Raw genomic sequence first — 18029 nt, forward strand, 5'->3', positions numbered from 1 at the left:
AATGGCGGAGCCGGTCAGGCCGCCGGGAGGGCGTCGCGGGATCGCGGGCGTGATGGCCGATGTCTGGCCGCCGCGCGGCGCGCTGGCCGGCGGCTGGCCCGCGATCGGGGCCGGTGCGTCGTCGGTGTTCGCCGCCCGCCTGAAGAGCTGGGCGGCCGAGGAGGCCGGGGCGGGCCGGCTGCTACCCTGGGTGCCGGTGGCGTTCGGGGCCGGCATCGCGCTGTACTTCACCGCCGATCACGAGCCCGTGCTCTGGATTGCCGCCACCACCGCGGCGCTGCTCGGCATCGTCGCCATCATGATGCGGCGGCATCGGCTGTTTCCGGTTGCCGTGATGATCGCGGCGGCGGCGTGCGGCTTCGCCGCGGCGACCGTCAAGACCGCGCGCGTCGCGCATCCGGTGCTGGCGCGGCCGTTGTATTCGGTGGCGCTGTCCGGCTTCGTCGAGGCGCGCGACATCCGCGAGCGCAGCGACCGCATCGTGCTGCGGGTGACGTCGATGGAGAGCCCGCGCAACGCCGTCACCATCGCGCGTGTCAGGCTCGCGGTGCGCAAGGGCGCGGCGCCCGAGGTCGGCAGCTTCGTGCAGCTCAAGGCGCGGCTGCTGCCGCCGATGGCCCCGGTGCGGCCGGGATCCTACGACTTCGCGCGCGACATGTTCTTCCAGGGCATCGGCGCCTCCGGCTTCGTGATGGGCGCGATCACGACGGCGACGCCGCCGCAGGCCGCCGGCTTCGGCCTGGGCTATGCGGCGGCCATGCAGGGTCTGCGCGATGCGATCGACGCACGCATCCGCGGCCGCCTGTCGGGCGACGAGCGCGCCATCGCCACCGCGCTGCTGACCGGCCGGCGCGACGCCATCACGCCCGATGTCAACGACGCGATGTTCGTCTCCGGTCTCGGCCATGTGCTGTCGATCTCCGGCTATCACATGGCGGTCGTCGCCGGCGTCGTGTTCTTCGCCGTGCGCGCGCTGCTGGCGCTGATCCCCGGCCTCACCATCAGCCATCCGATCAAGAAATGGGCGGCGGCCGCGGCGCTGGTCGCGGCGGCGTTCTATCTGTTGCTCTCAGGCGCGGAGGTCGCGACCCAAAGGTCGTTCTTCATGACGGCCGTCGTGCTGATCGCGGTCATGGTCGACCGCCGCGCCGTCACCTTCCGCACGCTCGCGGTCGCGGCGATGATCGTGCTGGCGGCGGCCCCGGAAGCGCTCGTGCATCCGAGCTTCCAGATGTCGTTCGCGGCAACGCTCGGCCTGGTCGCGCTGGTGCAGTTCGGCCTGCCCAGACTGTTCGCGACGCCGGACAGCTCGGCCACCCAGCGCATCGCGCTGTGGGGCGGCCGCGAGCTTGCGATGCTGTTGCTGGCCTCGCTGATCGCGGGGCTCGCCACCACGCCCTATGCCGCCTTCCATTTCCATCGCGTCACGCCCTATGGCGTGCTCGCCAATCTCGCAGCGATGCCGGTCGTCTCGGCGCTGGTGATGCCGGCCGGCCTGATGGGCCTCGTGGCGGCGCCGTTCGGACTCGACGGTCCCTGGTGGACGCTGATGGGCCTCGGCATCGACTGGATGATCGCGGTGACGCGCTGGGTGGCGGCGCTGCCCGGCGCGGTCGGGCGCATCCCGGCCTTCGGCATCGGTCCACTGATCCTGGCCAGCCTCGGTGTCATCCTGATCGGCCTGCTGCGCACCCCGCTGCGCTGGTCGGGCGCCGTGGGGCTCGTGGTGGCCGCCGCGTGGGCCGCCGCGACGCCGCTGCCCGACGTGCTGATCGCCGGCGATGGGCGCGCGGTGGCGGTGCGCGGTCGTGACGGACGCCTGCATGTGATGCGCACCGGCAAGGACGTGTTCGCCACCAAGGAGTGGCTCGCGGCCGACGCCGATGCCCGGCTGCCGGCGGATTCATCGCTCACCGATGGCGTCTCCTGCGACGAGGCGGGCTGCGTGGTCGCGATGGCCGACGGCCGATTCGCCGCCCTGACCCTGCGCGCCGAGGCGCTCGCCGATGATTGCGCCCGTGCCGCGCTCATCGTCACCGCGCGCGCCGCGCCGTCATCCTGCGCGGCGGCCGTCATCGATCGCGAGCGGCTGCGGCAGCAGGGCGCCTTGATGCTGGTGCGGCAGGGCAGGAGCTTCGCCGTCACGCCGGCGCGCGCCGGCGGCACTGACCGCCCATGGTGGCCGGCGCCCGCCGAGGCCGGCGAGTTCGACACGACGCTGACGCCGCGCGCGCCGGCCGTGCGGCCTCAGGACGCGACGCCGCCGGAGACGGAGCAGGGCGAAGAAGACTGAGTGCCGGGCAGCTCGAACGTACCGAGATGATACTCTGTGTCGCCAGGGTCCATGTTGCCAAGTCCATCGAACAGCGAGGGGCTTTCGGCCAGCGTGAACGCAGCGCGCGGATAACGTTGCCAGATGGCGATGTCGTCAGCCGTGACTGTCAGCCATCCGAACACAAGCATATTGCAGCCGGGCTCGGTGATCCCGGCGGCCTTGTTCCAATCGATCTTGTTGACCACGGCAGCAGGCTCCCCCGGCACATCATGGCGGCCGAGGGATGTCGTTCCTATCCGATGCGATGCCGGGGCGTGAGGTTCGCCCGAGAGGACTTTGCGCTTGCAGAACCCAAATCTCCCACGGTCGAAAGCTCGCTCACGACCGAGAGAAATGCCGATGCGGAGACCCCTCAGGTGATGCTGATGCGGCGAATCGGTGTGGCCTGCGAAGGCGGCACGTCCTCGGCGATGTCCGGGCGTCGCTCCGCCGGCTGCTTGCTGACCGGCAATTGCAGCACGGTGACGCGCTGGCCCTCGCAGAGCTGGGTCACCAGCACGTGGCGGCCATCGGCGAATTCGATCGCGTCGTGATGGCGATCGGGAATGTGAGTCTCGATGCTGTTGAACTTTGCGACGCGCTCGCGGATCGTCCGGGTCCAGAGCCAGCGGCTGTCGTAGCGGACGTCCTCGGCGAAGGCCAACTCGGTGCCGGGCAGCATGCAGACTGCGACGGTCGGCTCGCTCTCCAGCGCGAAGCCGCGGGTGGCGGTGCCACGGAAGATCATCGAGATCAACGTCTCGCCGACCTTGGCGGGACGGGACGCAACCGCATGGAGGCTGTAGTCACACATCGGATCGCTCCTCGTTGAGAGATAGCCGACCCACGCTCCCCCCGGACAGGCGCAGGCCTCTATCAGAGTGGACATCGATGGTGATGTTAGCGCGCGCTTCGCGGCAATTCTGCGCTGATCTGCATCGCGTGTGCCCGCAGCCGATCACAAGCGTTTGAGCATGCCGCGCTGCACATCATGAGGTGCATTCGCGCGTGACGTATTTTGCTGGGCAGCCTCCGATCGGCGGCGAAAGCGCGTGCGCCCGCCGCCCATCGACCGATCCCATTCGCGATCAGTACTTGCGGTACAGCCCGACCAGCTTGCCTTGGATCTTCACCCGGTTCGGCGGCAGGATGCGTACCTCGTAGGCGGTGTTGGCCGGCTCCAGCGCGATCGATGCGCCGCGGCGGCGGAAGCGCTTCAACGTCGCTTCCTCATCGTCGATCAGCGCCACCACGATGTCGCCGGTGTCGGCGGTCTCGTTGCGTTGGATCAGCGCCATGTCGCCGTCGAGGATGCCGGCATCGACCATGGAGTCGCCGCGCACCTCGAGCGCATAGTGATCGCCGTTGCCGAGCATGTCGGCAGGCACGCTGATGGTGTGGCTGCGCGTCTGTAGCGCCTCGATCGGAGTACCGGCGGCGATGCGGCCCATCACCGGCACTGCGACGGGGCGCTCGCCATCGTCCAGCGCGGGAGTGCTGGTGCGCACCTTGCCGAGATTGCCCTCGATCACCGATGGGGTGAAGCCGCGGCGGTTGTTGGCGGCCTGTGACAGCTCGGGCAGCTTGATCACCTCGATCGCGCGGGCGCGGTTGGGCAGCCGGCGGATGAAGCCGCGCTCCTCGAGCGCCGTGATCAGGCGATGAATGCCGGACTTCGAGCGCAGATCGAGCGCATCCTTCATCTCGTCGAAGGACGGCGGCACGCCGGCTTCCTTGAGCCGCTCGTTGATGAACCGCAGAAGTTCGTACTGTTTGCGCGTCAGCATCTCGACCTGGTCCCCGGTTTGTTGTCGTCCGAGTCCAAGAGCTGCGCCTCGCGCACAAACCGGCTGAGAGCGCCCTGGAGTCGGACCGTCATCGCGTCGCCCGCAACATACTAAAAACAAATCATGAACGGACACTATATGTTCGATGTGTGTTCCGCAATCCTAAAAATATGATGAACAGACCGGGCTTTACCGGGGAAGCGGCTCAATTCGGCAGGCGCAGGATCTCGCACGGGCTGCCGGCAGGCGCCTTCGGCGCAAACGCCGGCCGGATCACCACAGCCTGCGAGAGCGCGAGATTGCCGAGCAGCGACGAATCCTGCTGGCTCACCGGGGTGGCGATCAGCGTGCCGTCGGCGCGCTCTTCGAGCCGCGCCCGCAGATAGTCCTCGCGCGAATCGTTCGGCCCGAGCTCGCGGCCGAGCAGGGCGGTCTCGCGCGGCATCACGGCCTCGTCGCGGCCGAGCAGCCGCCGAATCAGCGGCACCAGGAACAGGAGGGCGCAGACATAGGACGACACCGGATTGCCGGGCAGTCCGATCACCCTGATGTCGCCGAGCCGTCCGTGCATCATCGGCTTGCCCGGCCGCATCGCGATCTTCCAGAACGCCATCTCGACGCCCTCGGCTTCGAGCGCCTGCTTGACCAGGTCGTGATCGCCGACCGAGGCGCCGCCGGTCGTGATCAAGATGTCGGCCTTGGCCTCTCGGGCCCGGCGGATGCCGGCGATCGTCGCCTCCATCGTATCCGCGGCGATGCCGAGATCGATCGGGGTCCCGCCCTCGTTGCGCACCAGCGCCCGCAAGGCGTAGCCGTTGGAATAGACGATCTGGCCCGGGCCGGGCGTCGAGCCCGGCATCACCAGCTCGTCGCCGGTGGCGAGCAGCGCCACCTTCGGCCGGCGCCGCACCGGCAGCGCCGGATGATTCATGCTGGCCGCCAGCGACAGGTCGCGGTCGCTGAGCCGGCGCCCGGACTTCAGCAGCACCATGCCCTGGTGAAAGTCGACGCCCGCCGGCCGGATATGCCGGCCCTTGATCGCGGCCTCGGTGATCACGACGTGGCCATCTTCGGCGATCGTGTCCTCCTGGATCACCACCGCGTCCGCGCCCTCCGGAACAACGCCACCGGTGAAGATCCGCGCCGCCTCGCCGGGTCCAACCACGCGATCGAACGGCCGCCCCGCCGCGACCTCCCCGATGACCTTCAGCCGCGCCTTGGCCTGGGCGGCGTCCGCCGCGCGCACGGCATAGCCGTCCATCGCCGACATCGCCTCGGGCGGCTGCGTCCGCAGCGCCGCGAGGTCCCGCGCCAGGATGCGGTGAAACGCTTCGTCCAGCCCGACCTGCTCCTCGGCCAGCGGCTCGGCGCCGGCGAGCACGGCGGACAACGCATCAGACACCGGCATCAGGGCCATGGGAGTTCCTTCGGACGGAGACGGCAGATCGAATGAATCGCCTTCTAACCGAACGCGCACGGCGCGGCCAAGGGCCTAGGCCGGCTCCCTGCGTTCCGACCGTCTGCTGTGGGCCGTGCCCGGGGCGCGGCCTCACGATCGCGCGAGAAAGTCTGCAATCAACCGCGTGACCTCCTGCGGACGGTCCAGGCTCGGCAGGTGCGCCGTTCCGGCCAGCTCATGTCCTGACCCGTTCGGCATTGTTGCGGCGAGCAGCCTGCTTCGCTGCTGGATGTGAGGAAAGTCCAAGTCCCCCCAGATGACGAGCGATGGCGCGACGATCTCCGCGAGGCGCGGGAAGGCTGGTGCCATATCGAGAGTCGCGCCGGTTGGCGGCGCGCGGAGTGCGGCGGCGTTCTTCTTCAGGAACGTCTCGCGCGGCTCGCCGGAGATGCGTCCCTCGCGCTGCAAGGGACCGTCGACCCACAGATGCGCCTTGATAGCGCTGACCCGATCCCAATCCTGTGCGGCCTCGGCAGCGGCCAACGACGCCGTTAGCGCCTTGATCTCCGGTGGATAGACCGGCTCCGGCGCGCCGCTGATCGAAGGTGCGATCAGCACCAGCGATGCCATACGTGACGGATGGCGAAGCGCGAAGTCGAGCGCGATGCGGCCTCCTTGCGAGCAGGCAATCAGCGTCGCCGGCCGCCCCGGCGCGAACGCGTCGACGACGGCGAGCAGGTCCTCGACCGGAGAATGAGCTTCCTCATAGGCGACCGTCTCACCAAATCCGCGCCGGTCATAGGCGATCGCCATATGCGTTGCCGCGACGCCCTCGATCTGCGCGCGCCACATGGAGCGGTCGAACACTGCGGCGTGCAGGAAGACGACAGGGTCTCCCTGGCCGGCAACCTCGGCGGCGAGCCGCGCGCGGCCGGAGCAGACGTGATGCAGAGAGTTCATTTTGAATGCTATCCCGCAGCCGCGCGACAGGCGGCGCGCTCGGTCGTGTGCAGGATGTCCGCCACCATGTTCCGCAGCCAGACCGATGCTGCATCACGATCGAGCTGCAGCGGCCAGACCATCGAGACGGCCGGCAGCCGCAGCTTCAACGGCGCGGGACAGAGCGCCAGCCCAAACCGCGGCCCGTAGAGCTTCGCCATCCTGGTCGGTATCGTCGTGATCACCGGTGATGCGGCGACCGTCGCCAGCACGCTGAGGAATTCCGAGGAGGCCGAGACCACGTTGAGCTCGGTGCCGATCTCATCCAGCGCCGCCTCCAGGCAGCCCTGCAGGCTGTTGGTCAGCGTCACCAGCGCGTGCGGAAGCGACAGATAGTCGGCGAGGCTGATCGGCGTTTTCATCGCGATGCGCTTTGGATTGTAGACGCAGCTCAGAGCCTGCTCGAACAGGAATTGCGATCTGTGCCGCTGTGCCACGGCCTCGAAGCAGCCGACCGCAACATCCAAGGCGCCATCGTCGAGCAGCCGATGCACCTCGTTTCGCTCGGTCGGCCGGCTGAGCAGCCGCACGCCGGGCGCGGTTCGACGGAGCTGCGCCGCAAGTTCGGGGATCAGCAGCAGCTCCACCTCGCTCGAAAATCCCAAGCGGATGGTGCGCTGCTCGGTCGCCGGGTCGAACTCCGGTGCGGCGTGCAGCGCAGCCTGCATCTGCCCCAGCGCCGCCCGAACCGGCCCGGCGAGCGCCGCCGCCCGCGGCGTCGGTTGCATGATCGTGCCGACGCGGACGAACAGCTCATCCTGCAGCAGCACGCGAAGCGTCGACAGCGAATGGCTCATTGCCGGCTGCCCCACCTTGAGGCGCGCCGCCGCGCGCGTCACGCTGCGCTCCTGCATCAGCGCGTCGAATGCGACCAGCAGATTGAGGTCGAAGGAGCGAAGATCGAAGTGATCGATGGACTGCATGAGCTGGATCGATTTGAGGAATGTATGACCTAGTCCTAGATCTCGGCCCAGACAAGACCACCGTTCGGATCGAGGCCGCCAGACATGCAGGACATCACGACCTATCGCGTCGGAGACGCCACCATCACGAGGATCTTCGAGATCGGCCTCGATGCGGTCGAGGGGGAGTTTCTGTTTCCTGGTGTGGACGCCGCCAGCATTGCCCGGGAACGCGGCCGGTTCGGGCCGGGATCAGTCGATCCGCGCACGGGATCGTTGCGCCTGAGCATCCATAGCTGGCTGGTGCGGACGCCGGAGCGGGTGGTTCTGATCGACACCGCCACCGGCAATGACAAGGAGCGACCCGACGCGGCCGTCCTGCATCGCCTGAACGAGCCGTTTCTGGACCGGCTGCGGGCAGCCGGCGTCACCCCCGACGATGTCGACCTCGTCCTGATGACGCATCTGCACGCCGATCACGTGGGCTGGAATACGCAGCTTGTCGATGGCCGTTGGACGCCGGTGTTTCCCAACGCCCAGCACGTCTTCTCAGGCCGCGAGCGCGCCTATGTCGCCGCACTCTCGGCCGGCAACGGCTCGGACGCCGCAATCAGGGACGCAGCTGGGCTTGGCCCCATGCTGCATCCACCGATGCCAGGGGTCTACGAAGACAGCGTGCTGCCGATCGTCGAGGCCGGCCTCGCGCGCGAGATCGCGGTGGATGGCAGCGAGGTCGCCGACGGCTTCCGTTTTCTGCCGAGCCCCGGTCACAGCATCGATCACGCCTGCATCAGCTTCAGCTCACGTGGCGAGCGCGCGCTGTTCTGGGGCGACGTGATGCATCATCCGCTGCAGGTCGCGCGTCCGGACTGGAACTCGGTCTATTGCGAATTCCCGGATGCGGCGCGGACCTCACGCCGATGGGCGATGAACCATGCCGCCGAGATCGGCTCCCTCGTGTTCACGACCCACTTCGCCGAGTCCTCGGCCGGGCGGATCAGCCGCGACGGCGACCGGTTCGCGTGGCACTTCGCCTGATCCGAGGTGACCATGACCGAGAACGCAACGTCCTCCTCGCGCATCGTTTCCCAGCACCGCCTGATCGAAGGGCCGGTGTCCGATGTCCAGCTTCAGCTCATCAACAAGCGCCGGCATGACGTGCAACGGTTCTCGGCCGACCGTACGCTGGTGATGATGCACGGCGCCACCTTTTCATCCGCCAGCCTGTTCGACGTCGCGGTCGGCGGCGCCTCCTTCATGGATGTCCTGGCGCAGGCCGGCTACGACGTCTGGGCCGTCGATGCGCGCGGCTATGGCGGCTCCAGCCGGCCGCCAGAGATGTCGCGGGCGGCCGAGGAGGGATCTCCATTGGTCAATGCGCGGACCGCCGTGGACGATTTCGGCGCGGCAGTGGACTTCATCTGCCGGCATCGCGACGTCCCGCGGGCCAACGTGCTCGGCATGTCCTGGGGCGCCACGGTCGCGGGCATGTTCGCGAGCGCGGCGAGCGCGAAGCTCGAGAAGCTGATCCTGGTGACGCCGCTCTGGCTGTCCAGCGAGCCGCTGCGCATCGACGCCGGCGGACCGCTCGGCGCCTATCGGATCGTCAGCCCGCGCGCGTTCGAGGCTGTGTGGCGCGGCGCCGCTCCGGAGCAGGCGCGGGACAAGCTGATTCCGGACGGCTGGTTCGAGTCCTGGGCGGAGGCGACGCTCGCGACCGATCCGGACTCGCCGTACCCCGGCGCGATCCGCGCGCCTTCGGGCGCGGTGCAGGACGTGCGCGAGCATTGGACCGTGGACCAGCCGATCTACGATCCCAGCACGATCGACTGCCCGGTTCTCGTGCTCGCGGCGGAATGGGATGTGGATGTCCGCTTCGCGATGGCGCACGACCTGTTCGTTCGCCTGGTGAGCGCGCCATACAAGCGCCTGGTCGAGATCGGGCAGGGCACGCACATGATCCTGATGGAGCGGAATCGACGGCAGGCGTTCGACGCGGTGATCGGATTTCTGGACGAGCGCGTCGTGCCGGCGCGTTGATCGTCGCGGGAGACGGGCCGGATGGTGCCGTTGCCGGCCGTCGCATTTAGGATTCGCTTTTTCGGAAAAAGCTGCTATGCTGATTTGGTCCCGTGCTCGACAGGAGGGGCGCTTCGCGATCGTCACGGACGTGGAGCGCGGGATGCGGTGGCCGCGACGTGTCGCAGCGTGCTCTGATGGCGCGCGGACGAACGGCATGGCGCGGACGTGAAGTCGCGTGGTCCTGGCATCCCGACGCTGATGCCAAGCCGGCGGGTACTGATGATCCCGTCGGCGACGGTGGCCAACAAGCCGAGCACCGGGGAGATCGCGTATAAGCGTGAAGACCATCGCGCAGGGAATGCCGGATGTCGGCTGGACCTGTGGTGACTGCCGCCTGCTTTTTTTCTGCAGGCGGGCCATGGGTTGCGGCCTGCAGCCCGGCATTCCCTGCGCCCTCCGATTGGAGGAGGGTGAAATGAGAGCAGCAAAGCTCGGGCACATCGTGCCGCGAGAACAATTTTGCAGGAGTGGGCACCGTCATTGCGAGCGCAGCCCTTCAGAACGTCACGCCGCTGGCCATGACGCACCCTTGCGCGACGCGATCAGATCCCGAGCGCCTCCAGCGCCGCGGCGATGTCGGCCGTCGAGCGCACCAGCACCGCCTGCAGCCCGCTCGTCCGCGCGCCGTCGATGTTTTCAGCGAGATCGTCGAAGAAAACGATCCGCTCGGCCGGCACGCCGATCGCCTGCACGACGTGATCATACGCCTCGGCATCCGGCTTTCGCAGGCCGATCGACGACGACAGGAAGATCTCGCGAAAGTGACCGAGCAAGTCGGCATAGCGCGGCGAGAAGTGATCGATGTGCGGCTGGTTGGTGTTGGAGAAGGCATAGAGCGGCAGTCTCGAAGCCGCGCGTGCGAGCAGCGGGGCGATGCCCGGCATCGGGCCGACGAAGATCGCGTTCCAGCCCTCGAGAAACTGCGCGTCGGTGATGTCGATGCCGAGCTGCCGGCGCAGGTTGGCGAAGAACGCGGCATCGGAGACGGTGCCGCGCTCGTGCCCGTGATAGATCTCGTCGCGCACGAAGCGCGCGGCGATGCGCTCCGGCGGACAGCCGGCATGCGCTGCCCAGCGCGAGACCACCTGGACGAAATCGATGTCGATGACGACGCGGCCGAGGTCGAACAGCAGCGCGTCGGCGACGCCGGGGCGGAGAGCGGAGGCGGGCATGGGGCGGGTCGACGATGCCTTGCGTGGGACGGAAGCGGCGCCTCCTCAATAACGGTAGGGCTCGATGTCGACCAGCGGAAACGCGCTGACCACGCTGGGCAGGTTGGTGGCGGCCGCCGGATGCAGATAGGACGCGTTCAGCTCCGCGAACGAGGTGACGCCGAGCAGGCCGAGCGTGCGGATCACCTCGTCCTCCAGCAGCTCGAGCATGCGCAGGATGCCGTCCTCGCCTGCGGCCGCCAGCGCCCAGCATTGCAGCCGGCCAATGCCGACGAGATCGGCGCCGGCCGCAATCGCCTTGACGATGTCGGTGCCGCGGCAGAAGCCGCCGTCGACCATGATCCTGGCCCGGCCCTTCACCGCCGCGACGATCTCCGGCAGCACGTGCATCGCGCCGCGGCCATGATCGAGCTGGCGGCCGCCATGGTTCGAGACGTAGATCCAGTCGACGCCGTGATCGACGGCGATCTGTGCGTCCTCGGCGGTCGCGATGCCCTTGATGATCAGCGGCAGCTTGAACTTGTCCTTGATCAGCTTGACGGTATGCCAGCTCAGCGCCTTCTGATGATCGCCGCCGGTCGCGCGCAGCCGGCTTTCGCGCACGTAGCGCTTGGCGATGTCGCGCTCGCGCCGGCTGTAATGGGCGGTGTCGACGGTGAGGCAGAACGCCGTGTATGTGTTGGCGATGGCGCGGCTCACATAGTCCTCGACGAAGGCGTCGTCACCGCGGACATAGAGCTGGAAGATGCGCAGCGCGTCGGGAGCGGCCTGGGCGGTCTTCTCCAGCCCGGGCTCGGACACCGAGCTCAGCATGTGCGCGACCCCGAACCGGCCCGCTCCACGGGCCACGCTGGCGGCGCCTGCCGGATCGAAGATTTCGAGCGCACCGACCGGGGCCATGACCACCGGCAGGCGGAGCCTGCGGCCGAAAGTTTCGACCGAGGCATCGACCCTGGAGACGTCGCGCAGCACGCGCGGACGGAATGCGATCTCGTCGAGCGCCATCCGGTTCCGGCGCAGCGTCGTCTCGGTCTCGGCCCCGCCGATGATGTAGTCCCAGGCATTCTGGTTGAGCTGGGCTCGCGCCTTGCGGATGAACTCGTGAAGGTTCTGGAACTTCTCGTCGCTCGAACCGAGCTCGACGTTCCTCCACCCGGCCTCGATCGGGGTCCGTTGGTTCATGGTTGCCTCCCAGCGACTGTCCTGTTTGCGGTTTTGCCGCGGAGCATTGCCCATCGAGCGGTCCGGGTGCAAGGCATTCCGAACTGGAGTTCGCCGCCGCGCGCGGGGGCGCCGCCGCAGGCGCAGGCCATCAATCGCGTCGCTGCACACGGCTCGTCGAATTGTGATGACAGGTGCCGTGAAAGACCGGATATGTGCAGCCGGGCCCTGGAGGACGACAGGCGCAGCCCTGATCTTGATTTCAGCCTGCGAACGTCCATTTCGGATACGGCGCCGGCGGTCGGGCTCCGGTACGGCGGCGCAATATCGGCCTTGAAGAAACCGGAAATGTGGTGTGAGTTCGCAACACAAATCGCGCCGGCGATGCGTGCGGACCCTTTAGATCGGCCGGCCATCCAACAAACGCTCGGGAAGCAAACAATGCGGAAAAACTGGCTGTTCTTGGCGGGCACGATGACCGGCGTCGGTCTGACCCTGATGGTGACGGGTCCCGACGGCGCGCAACTCGTGGCCAAGGCCAAGGCCGCGGCCGGCATGGCCGACACCTATTCGCAGCTCAATCTGTTCGGTGCGGTGTTCGAGCGTGTCCGCGCCGACTATGTCGAGAAGCCCAGCGATCCCGCGCTGATCGAAGGCGCCATCAACGGCATGGTGTCGTCGCTCGATCCGCATTCGCGCTACATGAACGACAAGTCCTGGCGCGACATGCAGGAGACCACGTCCGGCGAGTTCGGCGGACTCGGTCTCGAGGTCACCATGGAGGAGGGCCTGGTCAAGGTCGTCGCGCCGATCGATGACACGCCCGCGTCCAAGGCCGGCGTTCTCTCGGGCGATCTCATTGCCAAGATCGACGGCGAGGCGGTGCAGGGACTGACGCTCGAGCAGGCCGTCGCCAAGATGAAGGGCGGCGTCAACACCAAGACCAAGCTCACCATCATGCGCAAGGGCAAGGACGCACCGCTCGACGTTACGCTGACGCGCGAGATCATCAAGGTGCGCCCGGTGCGCTATCACACCGAAGGCGGCGACATCGGTTATATCCGCATCACATCCTTCAACGAGCAGACCACCGAGAGTCTGCGCAAGGCGGTCGCCAGCATCTCCAAGGAGATCCCGCAGGAGAAGCTCGCCGGCTACGTGGTCGACCTGCGCAACAATCCGGGCGGGCTGCTCGATCAGGCCGTGTCGGTCTCCAGCACGTTCCTGCCGCGGGGCGAGGTGGTCTCCACCCGCGGCCGCAATCCGGAGGAGACGCAGCGCTTCACCGCGCGCGGCGGCGACCTCACCAAGGGCAAGCCGCTCGTGGTGCTGATCAATGGCGGCTCGGCCTCGGCGTCGGAGATCGTGGCCGGCGCGCTGCACGATCACAAGCGTGCGACCCTGGTCGGCACGCGCTCGTTCGGCAAGGGCTCGGTGCAGACCATCATTCCGCTCGGCGCTGGCAACGGCGCGCTGGCGCTGACCACGGCGCGCTACTACACGCCGTCGGGCCGCTCGATCCAGGCGCAGGGCATCGCGCCGGACATCGAGGTGAAGCAGGACGTGCCGGACGAACTGAAGGATCGCGGCGACCTCAAGGGCGAGGCCGGCATGCGCGGCCATCTCTCCGCTGCCGACGGCACCGAGCAGACCGGCTCGCAGTCCTACGTTCCGCCGGACGAGAAGGACGACAAGGCGCTGCACGCCGCATTCAACGTGCTGCGGGGCGTCACGGTGAACGCCGACGTCCGCGCCAAGGCGGCGGTGCCGAACTGATCTGCGAAGCGGGCGGGTGCGCGGCTTGCGACGCGCGATGCTCACACCCGACGGGGCGGCCCTGAGGCCGTCCCGCCGTGGTTTTCGACCAGCGTGTACAGGCGAACACGGAGTATGTCCGTCTGTGTCCCGTAGATCATGGCGGAGCCGTGGACTTCAAGGCATGACCGGTCGGCAGGGTTTGAATCTGGCTTGCGGAAAAGCCTCAAATTGCAACGGTATTTATCGGTTCGGAACCGGCTCAGGCGGCGTCCGAGCGCGAACGGCGGCCGGATGAGGGATTGGCGCGCTGCGCGGCGAACAATTGCCGCACGTCGGCTGCGGGCTTCGGAGGGCTGAACAGATAGCCCTGCATCTCCGAGCAGCCGAGCCGCTTCAGCACCTGCCGCTGCGCCTCGGTCTCGACGCCCTCGGCGGTCGTCGACATCTTGCGGATGGCGGCGATGTTGACCACGGCCTGGACGATCGCCGCGGAACCCTCGCTCTCGGTGATGTCCTTGACGAAACAGCGGTCGATCTTGATCTTGTCGAACGGAATGCGCTGGAGATAGCTGAGGCTCGAATAGCCGGTGCCGAAATCATCGAGCGCGATGCGGACGCCGAGCGCGCGCAACTGGTGCAGGGTGTCGAGCGCGTCGTCGTCGCGGATCAGCACCGCTTCGGTGATCTCGAGCTCCAGCCGATGCGGCGGCAGGCCGGAGGTCGCAAGTGCATTGGCGACCTTGAGCGCCAGGGTGCCGCTCTTGAACTGCACCGGCGAGACGTTGACGGCGAGCCGGATGTCGTCCGGCCAGCTCACCGCCTCGGTGCAGGCGACCTGGAGGACGCGTTCGCCGAGCAGGTTGATGAGGCCGGTGTCCTCGGCGATCGGAATGAACTCGGCCGGCGAGACGGCGCCGCGGGTCGGATGCTTCCAGCGCACCAGCGCCTCGCAACCGACGATGCGGTCGTCCTGCAGGCTCAGACAAGGCTGGTAGTAGACCTCGAGTCGATCGTCGGCCATGGCCTGGCGCAGGTCGACCTCGAGCTGGTGGCGCGCCTTGATCTGGGCGTCCATCTCGGGCTCGAAGAAGCGCCAGGTGCGGCGTCCCGCGGCCTTGGCGGCGTACATCGCCAGATCGGCGTTCTTCATGATCTGGTCGAGATCGGTGCCGTGCTCGGGGATCAACGCCACGCCGATCGAGGCGTCGGTCGTGAGCTGATGGCCGAGGCAGTCACGCGGGGCGCGGATCGCGCCGAGAATATCCTCGATCAGCTGTTCGACATCCTCCCGGTTGCGGATCGCCGTCTGGACCACGGCGAACTCGTCGCCGCCAAGGCGGGCGACGAACCCTGCGCTGCCGACACAGGCGCTCAGGCTCGCCGCGACGGATTTCAACAGCTCGTCGCCGATGAGGTGGCCGAGCGAATCGTTGACGCCCTTGAACTCGTCGATGTCGATGTAGTGCAGCGCGAGGCGCCGGCCGTGGGGGACGCCGGTCAGCTCCTCCTTGAGGCGCTCGTGGAACAGGGTGCGGTTCGGCAGATCCGTCAGGGCGTCGTAGTGCGCCAGATGCGTGATCTGCTCCTCGGACCGTTTGCGCTCGGTAATGTCCTCGTGGGTGGCGAGCCAGCCGCCGCCCGCGATCGGCTCGTTGACGATCTGGATCCAGCGACCGTCCGTGGTCTCGATGATCTGCGAGGTCTTGCGGCCGATGTCGCGCAGCACCGCATCGGCATATTCGACGTCGTCGCCCGCCAGCGAGCCGGTGGCCTTGCGGTGCGCGATCAGCGCGCGAAACGTGCAGCCTGGTTTCACGACGTCGGCAGACAGGCCGTACATGTCGACGTAGCGCTGGTTGCTGATGACCAGGCGCTCCGATGCATCGAACAGCAAGAGGCCCTGGGTCATGTTGTTGACGGCCTTGTCGAGCCGTTCCTTCTCCAGCGTCAAGCGGCGGCTGGAGGCGTCGTGGTCGCTGATCAGCCGGCGCACCACGACGTAAAGCATGCCGGCGATCAGCAGGACCGACGTCACGCCGACGGCGATCAGGAAGCGCATCTGCTCGCGCCAGTCGGCGAGCGCCGCCGAGACCGTCGTCGTCGCGGTCACGATCAAGGGATAGCTCGTCAGCCGGTGCGATGCGCCGATGCGGTGCTCGCCGTCGACGGGGCTGCTGAAAATGCCCGTGGTGTTGCCATCGCCGGCCAGGATCTGGCGGAAGATCGGCGCGCTCTTGTAGTTCTGGTTCTGCATGCCCTCATGGCGTGGATGGCGAGCCAGAAGGGTTCCGTCGCGATGCATCATCGAGATCGCCGCGTCGGGCCCGAGCGCGACCGAGGCGAAGAACCGCTCGACATTGATGGGTTCGAGACTGCGGCTGATGATGCCCAGGAACTCGCCGTTGGGACTGGTCAGTTTCAGGGCGATGACTGCGACATATGTGCCGGTGATCCGGCCCACCACCGGCTCGATCAGCAGTTGCGGCGCGGTCGGATCGGATTTCAGCCGCTTGAAAAAGGTGCGATCGGCAATGTTGACGGGCGGCACCGGCCAGGCCGCTCCGGAGTTGATCAGGTTGCCGTCGGAGTCGAAGATGTTCAAACCGCCGACATAGGTCACCGCGCTCAGCTTGTCCTTCAGCATGGCATTGACGGCGGCGCTTCCCATCTGCTCCTTGAAGCGGGCGCCGCTGTCGATGTGGTTCTGTCGGACGTAGTTGGCGAGATCGCGCTGGATCGCGCCGAGATCCTCCATCTGCTGATCGAAATGGCGCGCCAGCAGAAGGACGGTGTTCTCCAGCTCACGCGTCGCGCTGTTCAGCGCGCGTTCCCGGAAACTGTCGGCCATGATGGTCGTACCGATCGCGATGGCTGCAATCAGCACGAGGCCTCCGCCGACCAGCCAGCGGATCGGTCCACCGCGGTCGGTCGAAGCTCTGAGGGCATTCCCTGGACTAGCGTTGGTCGTCATCGGTCCTGAATACGCTTGCGATCGGCGCTTCGGGATGGAACCGCTACGATGTCCCTCCCACAACCATTGCTATCGGTCCGCAATGGAAGTGAGGTTAGGAAGTTGAGTTAGCGAACAATTAATTCGAAGTTGTATTTGGCTTGGTAATCTCTTCAAGCGCGATAGTGCCCGGACTTGCCGCCGATCTTTTCGGTCAAGCGGATACCTTCGATGCGTACGCCGCGCTCGGCCGCCTTGATCATGTCGTAAATGGTCAGGCAGGCGACGGACACGGCCGTCAGGGCTTCCATCTCCACGCCGGTCGGCCCGGTCACCTTGACGGTGGCGCTGACGAGGCAGCCGGGTAGTGCGGCATCGGGCGTGATGTCGACGGTGACTTTGGACAGCGCCAGCGGGTGGCACAGAGGAATCAGCTCGGAGGTCCGCTTGGCGGCCATGATGCCTGCGATGCGGGCAGTTCCGAGCACGTCACCTTTTTTGGCGTTGCCGGACAGGATGAGCTCGAGCGTCGCCGGGCTCATGACGACGCGGCCCTCGGCGGTCGCGGTTCGCTCGGTCGCGGCCTTGTCCGACACGTCGACCATGCGGGCTTCACCGCGGGCGTCGATGTGGGTCAGGGCGGGAGCGTCGGGCGACTTGTCGGCCATGGTCACTCAGCCGCGCTGGCGGAGGCGGCATTGCGCGCAAGCAGCGCGCGCGTCGCCGCCGTGACGTCCGCCTGCCGCATCAGGCTCTCGCCGACCAGGAAGGTCTGGATGCCGACGCGCGCCAGGCGCGCGAGATCGGCCGGCGTGAAGATGCCGCTCTCGCCGACCAGAAGACGCTCGACCGGGACCAGCGGCGCCAGCGCTTCGGAGGTCGCCAGCGTGGTCTCGAAGGTTCGCAGGTTGCGGTTGTTGATGCCGATCATCGGCGAGCGCAGCTTCAGCGCGCGATCGAGCTCGGCGCGATCATGGATTTCGATCAGCACATCCATGCCGTGGGCGAGCGCGGCAGCCTCGATGTCCGCAGCGGCGGCATCGTCCAGCGCGGCCATGATGATGAGGATGCAGTCGGCGCCGTGAGCACGCGCCTCGATCACCTGGTAGGTGTCGAACATGAAGTCCTTGCGCAGCACGGGCAGGGCGGTCGCGGCCCGCGCGGCGACCATGAAGTCGAGATGGCCCTGGAACGACGGCGTATCTGTCAGCACCGACAGGCAGGCCGCGCCGCCGGCCTCGTAGGCCTTGGCAAGCACCGGCGGATCGAAATCGGCGCGGATCAGTCCCTTGGACGGCGAGGCCTTCTTCACCTCGGCGATCAGCGCGTAGTCGCCGTTCGCATGCTTGGCTCGGATCGAGGCAACGAAGCCGCGCGGCGGCGAAGCGTCACGCGCGCGGGCCTCGAGCTCCGGCAACGGGCATGCCCGCTTGGCGGCCGCGATCTCCTCGCGCTTATACGCTTCGATCTTGGTCAGGATGTCCGACATGGCACGCTCCGGTGGA

15 protein-coding genes are annotated in these 18029 nt (G+C 67.4%); 4 read left to right on the plus strand and 11 right to left on the minus strand.

The window, feature by feature from the left end; all coding sequences use genetic code 11:
• The first annotated feature begins 1 nt into the window (after window position 1).
• Window positions 2–2293 (plus strand): ComEC/Rec2 family competence protein, encoded by a 2292-nt coding sequence (locus ACQR0U_RS25730; RefSeq protein WP_434843773.1) that lies wholly within the window; start codon window positions 2–4, stop codon window positions 2291–2293.
• Here the strand turns inward: ACQR0U_RS25730 and ACQR0U_RS25735 are convergent.
• The 6 genes from ACQR0U_RS25735 to ACQR0U_RS25760 form a co-directional block, all read right to left on the minus strand.
• Entirely contained in the window at window positions 2248–2520 is a 273-nt protein-coding gene (locus ACQR0U_RS25735) for a hypothetical protein (RefSeq protein ID WP_434843772.1), read from the minus strand. The two genes, ACQR0U_RS25730 and ACQR0U_RS25735, sit on opposite strands and share 46 nt — an antisense overlap.
• 167 nt (window positions 2521–2687) lie before the next feature.
• Complete coding sequence (locus ACQR0U_RS25740; protein WP_434843771.1) at window positions 2688–3128, minus strand: hypothetical protein; 441 nt, start codon at window positions 3126–3128, stop codon at window positions 2688–2690.
• 274 nt (window positions 3129–3402) lie between these two features.
• Window positions 3403–4101, minus strand: a complete 699-nt coding sequence (gene lexA, locus ACQR0U_RS25745; protein ID WP_172109545.1) for a transcriptional repressor LexA — start codon at window positions 4099–4101, stop codon at window positions 3403–3405.
• A 205-nt stretch (window positions 4102–4306) separates the two neighbouring features.
• Window positions 4307–5518 (minus strand): molybdopterin molybdotransferase MoeA, encoded by a 1212-nt coding sequence (locus ACQR0U_RS25750; protein WP_434843770.1) that lies wholly within the window; start codon window positions 5516–5518, stop codon window positions 4307–4309.
• A gap of 132 nt (window positions 5519–5650) precedes the next feature.
• Window positions 5651–6460 (minus strand): alpha/beta fold hydrolase, encoded by an 810-nt coding sequence (locus tag ACQR0U_RS25755; protein ID WP_434843769.1) that lies wholly within the window; start codon window positions 6458–6460, stop codon window positions 5651–5653.
• 8 nt (window positions 6461–6468) lie between these two features.
• Window positions 6469–7422 (minus strand): LysR family transcriptional regulator, encoded by a 954-nt coding sequence (locus ACQR0U_RS25760; protein WP_315711622.1) that lies wholly within the window; start codon window positions 7420–7422, stop codon window positions 6469–6471.
• Between the two features lie 84 nt (window positions 7423–7506).
• On the opposite strand from ACQR0U_RS25760, the gene ACQR0U_RS25765 reads away from it, so the two are divergent.
• Together ACQR0U_RS25765 and ACQR0U_RS25770 are read left to right on the plus strand one after the other, a co-directional pair.
• The gene (locus ACQR0U_RS25765; RefSeq protein ID WP_315711623.1) at window positions 7507–8439 is read left to right on the plus strand and encodes an MBL fold metallo-hydrolase; all 933 of its coding nucleotides are present in this window, start codon (window positions 7507–7509) and stop codon (window positions 8437–8439) included.
• A gap of 12 nt (window positions 8440–8451) precedes the next feature.
• Window positions 8452–9441: an alpha/beta hydrolase gene (locus ACQR0U_RS25770; protein WP_315711625.1), complete on the plus strand. Its 990-nt coding sequence runs from the start codon at window positions 8452–8454 to the stop codon at window positions 9439–9441.
• Window positions 9442–10025: 584 nt separating this feature from the next.
• On the opposite strand, the gene ACQR0U_RS25775 is transcribed toward ACQR0U_RS25770, so the two are convergent.
• Both ACQR0U_RS25775 and ACQR0U_RS25780 read right to left on the minus strand, forming a co-directional pair.
• Complete coding sequence (locus ACQR0U_RS25775) at window positions 10026–10655, minus strand: HAD family hydrolase (protein ID WP_315711626.1); 630 nt, start codon at window positions 10653–10655, stop codon at window positions 10026–10028.
• Between the two features lie 45 nt (window positions 10656–10700).
• A complete protein-coding gene (locus ACQR0U_RS25780) occupies window positions 10701–11837 on the minus strand; it encodes an alpha-hydroxy acid oxidase (RefSeq protein ID WP_315711627.1) in 1137 nt (378 codons plus the stop codon).
• A gap of 420 nt (window positions 11838–12257) precedes the next feature.
• Here ACQR0U_RS25780 and ACQR0U_RS25785 point away from each other — a divergent pair, with 420 nt between their 5' ends.
• A complete protein-coding gene (locus ACQR0U_RS25785) occupies window positions 12258–13592 on the plus strand; it encodes a S41 family peptidase (RefSeq protein WP_315827483.1) in 1335 nt (444 codons plus the stop codon).
• A gap of 241 nt (window positions 13593–13833) precedes the next feature.
• On the opposite strand, the gene ACQR0U_RS25790 is transcribed toward ACQR0U_RS25785, so the two are convergent.
• The 3 genes from ACQR0U_RS25790 to trpC all read right to left on the minus strand — a co-directional run bounded on the left by ACQR0U_RS25790 (window position 13834) and on the right by trpC (window position 18013).
• Window positions 13834–16545 carry a bifunctional diguanylate cyclase/phosphodiesterase gene (locus tag ACQR0U_RS25790; protein WP_434843767.1) on the minus strand — a complete coding sequence of 904 codons (2712 nt, stop codon included), beginning with the start codon at window positions 16543–16545 and terminating at the stop codon, window positions 13834–13836.
• 152 nt (window positions 16546–16697) lie between these two features.
• Complete coding sequence (moaC, locus tag ACQR0U_RS25795; protein ID WP_316165272.1) at window positions 16698–17192, minus strand: cyclic pyranopterin monophosphate synthase MoaC; 495 nt, start codon at window positions 17190–17192, stop codon at window positions 16698–16700.
• A gap of 2 nt (window positions 17193–17194) precedes the next feature.
• On the minus strand, window positions 17195–18013 hold the full coding sequence (gene trpC / locus ACQR0U_RS25800; RefSeq protein ID WP_434843766.1) for an indole-3-glycerol phosphate synthase TrpC: 819 nt from the start codon (window positions 18011–18013) through the stop codon (window positions 17195–17197).
• Between the last annotated feature and the right edge of the window lie 16 nt (window positions 18014–18029).

Origin of the sequence: Bradyrhizobium sp. HKCCYLRH3097 (assembly GCF_051167875.1) — a bacterium.
Lineage (GTDB): Bacteria > Pseudomonadota > Alphaproteobacteria > Rhizobiales > Xanthobacteraceae > Bradyrhizobium.

Excerpts from the sequence above, each read along its gene's own strand:
- ACQR0U_RS25755 (WP_434843769.1), bottom strand. The coding sequence starts at position 6,460 with ATGAACTCTCTGCATCACGTCTGCTCCGGCCGCGCGCGGCTCGCCGCC.
- ACQR0U_RS25775 (WP_315711626.1), bottom strand. The coding sequence starts at position 10,655 with ATGCCCGCCTCCGCTCTCCGCCCCGGCGTCGCCGACGCGCTGCTGTTC.
- ACQR0U_RS25770 (WP_315711625.1), top strand. The coding sequence starts at position 8,452 with ATGACCGAGAACGCAACGTCCTCCTCGCGCATCGTTTCCCAGCACCGC.
- ACQR0U_RS25780 (WP_315711627.1), bottom strand. The coding sequence starts at position 11,837 with ATGAACCAACGGACCCCGATCGAGGCCGGGTGGAGGAACGTCGAGCTC.
- ACQR0U_RS25740 (WP_434843771.1), bottom strand. The coding sequence starts at position 3,128 with ATGTGTGACTACAGCCTCCATGCGGTTGCGTCCCGTCCCGCCAAGGTC.
- ACQR0U_RS25765 (WP_315711623.1), top strand. The coding sequence starts at position 7,507 with ATGCAGGACATCACGACCTATCGCGTCGGAGACGCCACCATCACGAGG.
- ACQR0U_RS25785 (WP_315827483.1), top strand. The coding sequence starts at position 12,258 with ATGCGGAAAAACTGGCTGTTCTTGGCGGGCACGATGACCGGCGTCGGT.
- ACQR0U_RS25730 (WP_434843773.1), top strand. The coding sequence starts at position 2 with ATGGCGGAGCCGGTCAGGCCGCCGGGAGGGCGTCGCGGGATCGCGGGC.
- ACQR0U_RS25790 (WP_434843767.1), bottom strand. The coding sequence starts at position 16,545 with ATGACGACCAACGCTAGTCCAGGGAATGCCCTCAGAGCTTCGACCGAC.
- moaC (WP_316165272.1), bottom strand. The coding sequence starts at position 17,192 with ATGGCCGACAAGTCGCCCGACGCTCCCGCCCTGACCCACATCGACGCC.
- ACQR0U_RS25760 (WP_315711622.1), bottom strand. The coding sequence starts at position 7,422 with ATGCAGTCCATCGATCACTTCGATCTTCGCTCCTTCGACCTCAATCTG.
- ACQR0U_RS25750 (WP_434843770.1), bottom strand. The coding sequence starts at position 5,518 with ATGGCCCTGATGCCGGTGTCTGATGCGTTGTCCGCCGTGCTCGCCGGC.
- lexA (WP_172109545.1), bottom strand. The coding sequence starts at position 4,101 with ATGCTGACGCGCAAACAGTACGAACTTCTGCGGTTCATCAACGAGCGG.
- trpC (WP_434843766.1), bottom strand. The coding sequence starts at position 18,013 with ATGTCGGACATCCTGACCAAGATCGAAGCGTATAAGCGCGAGGAGATC.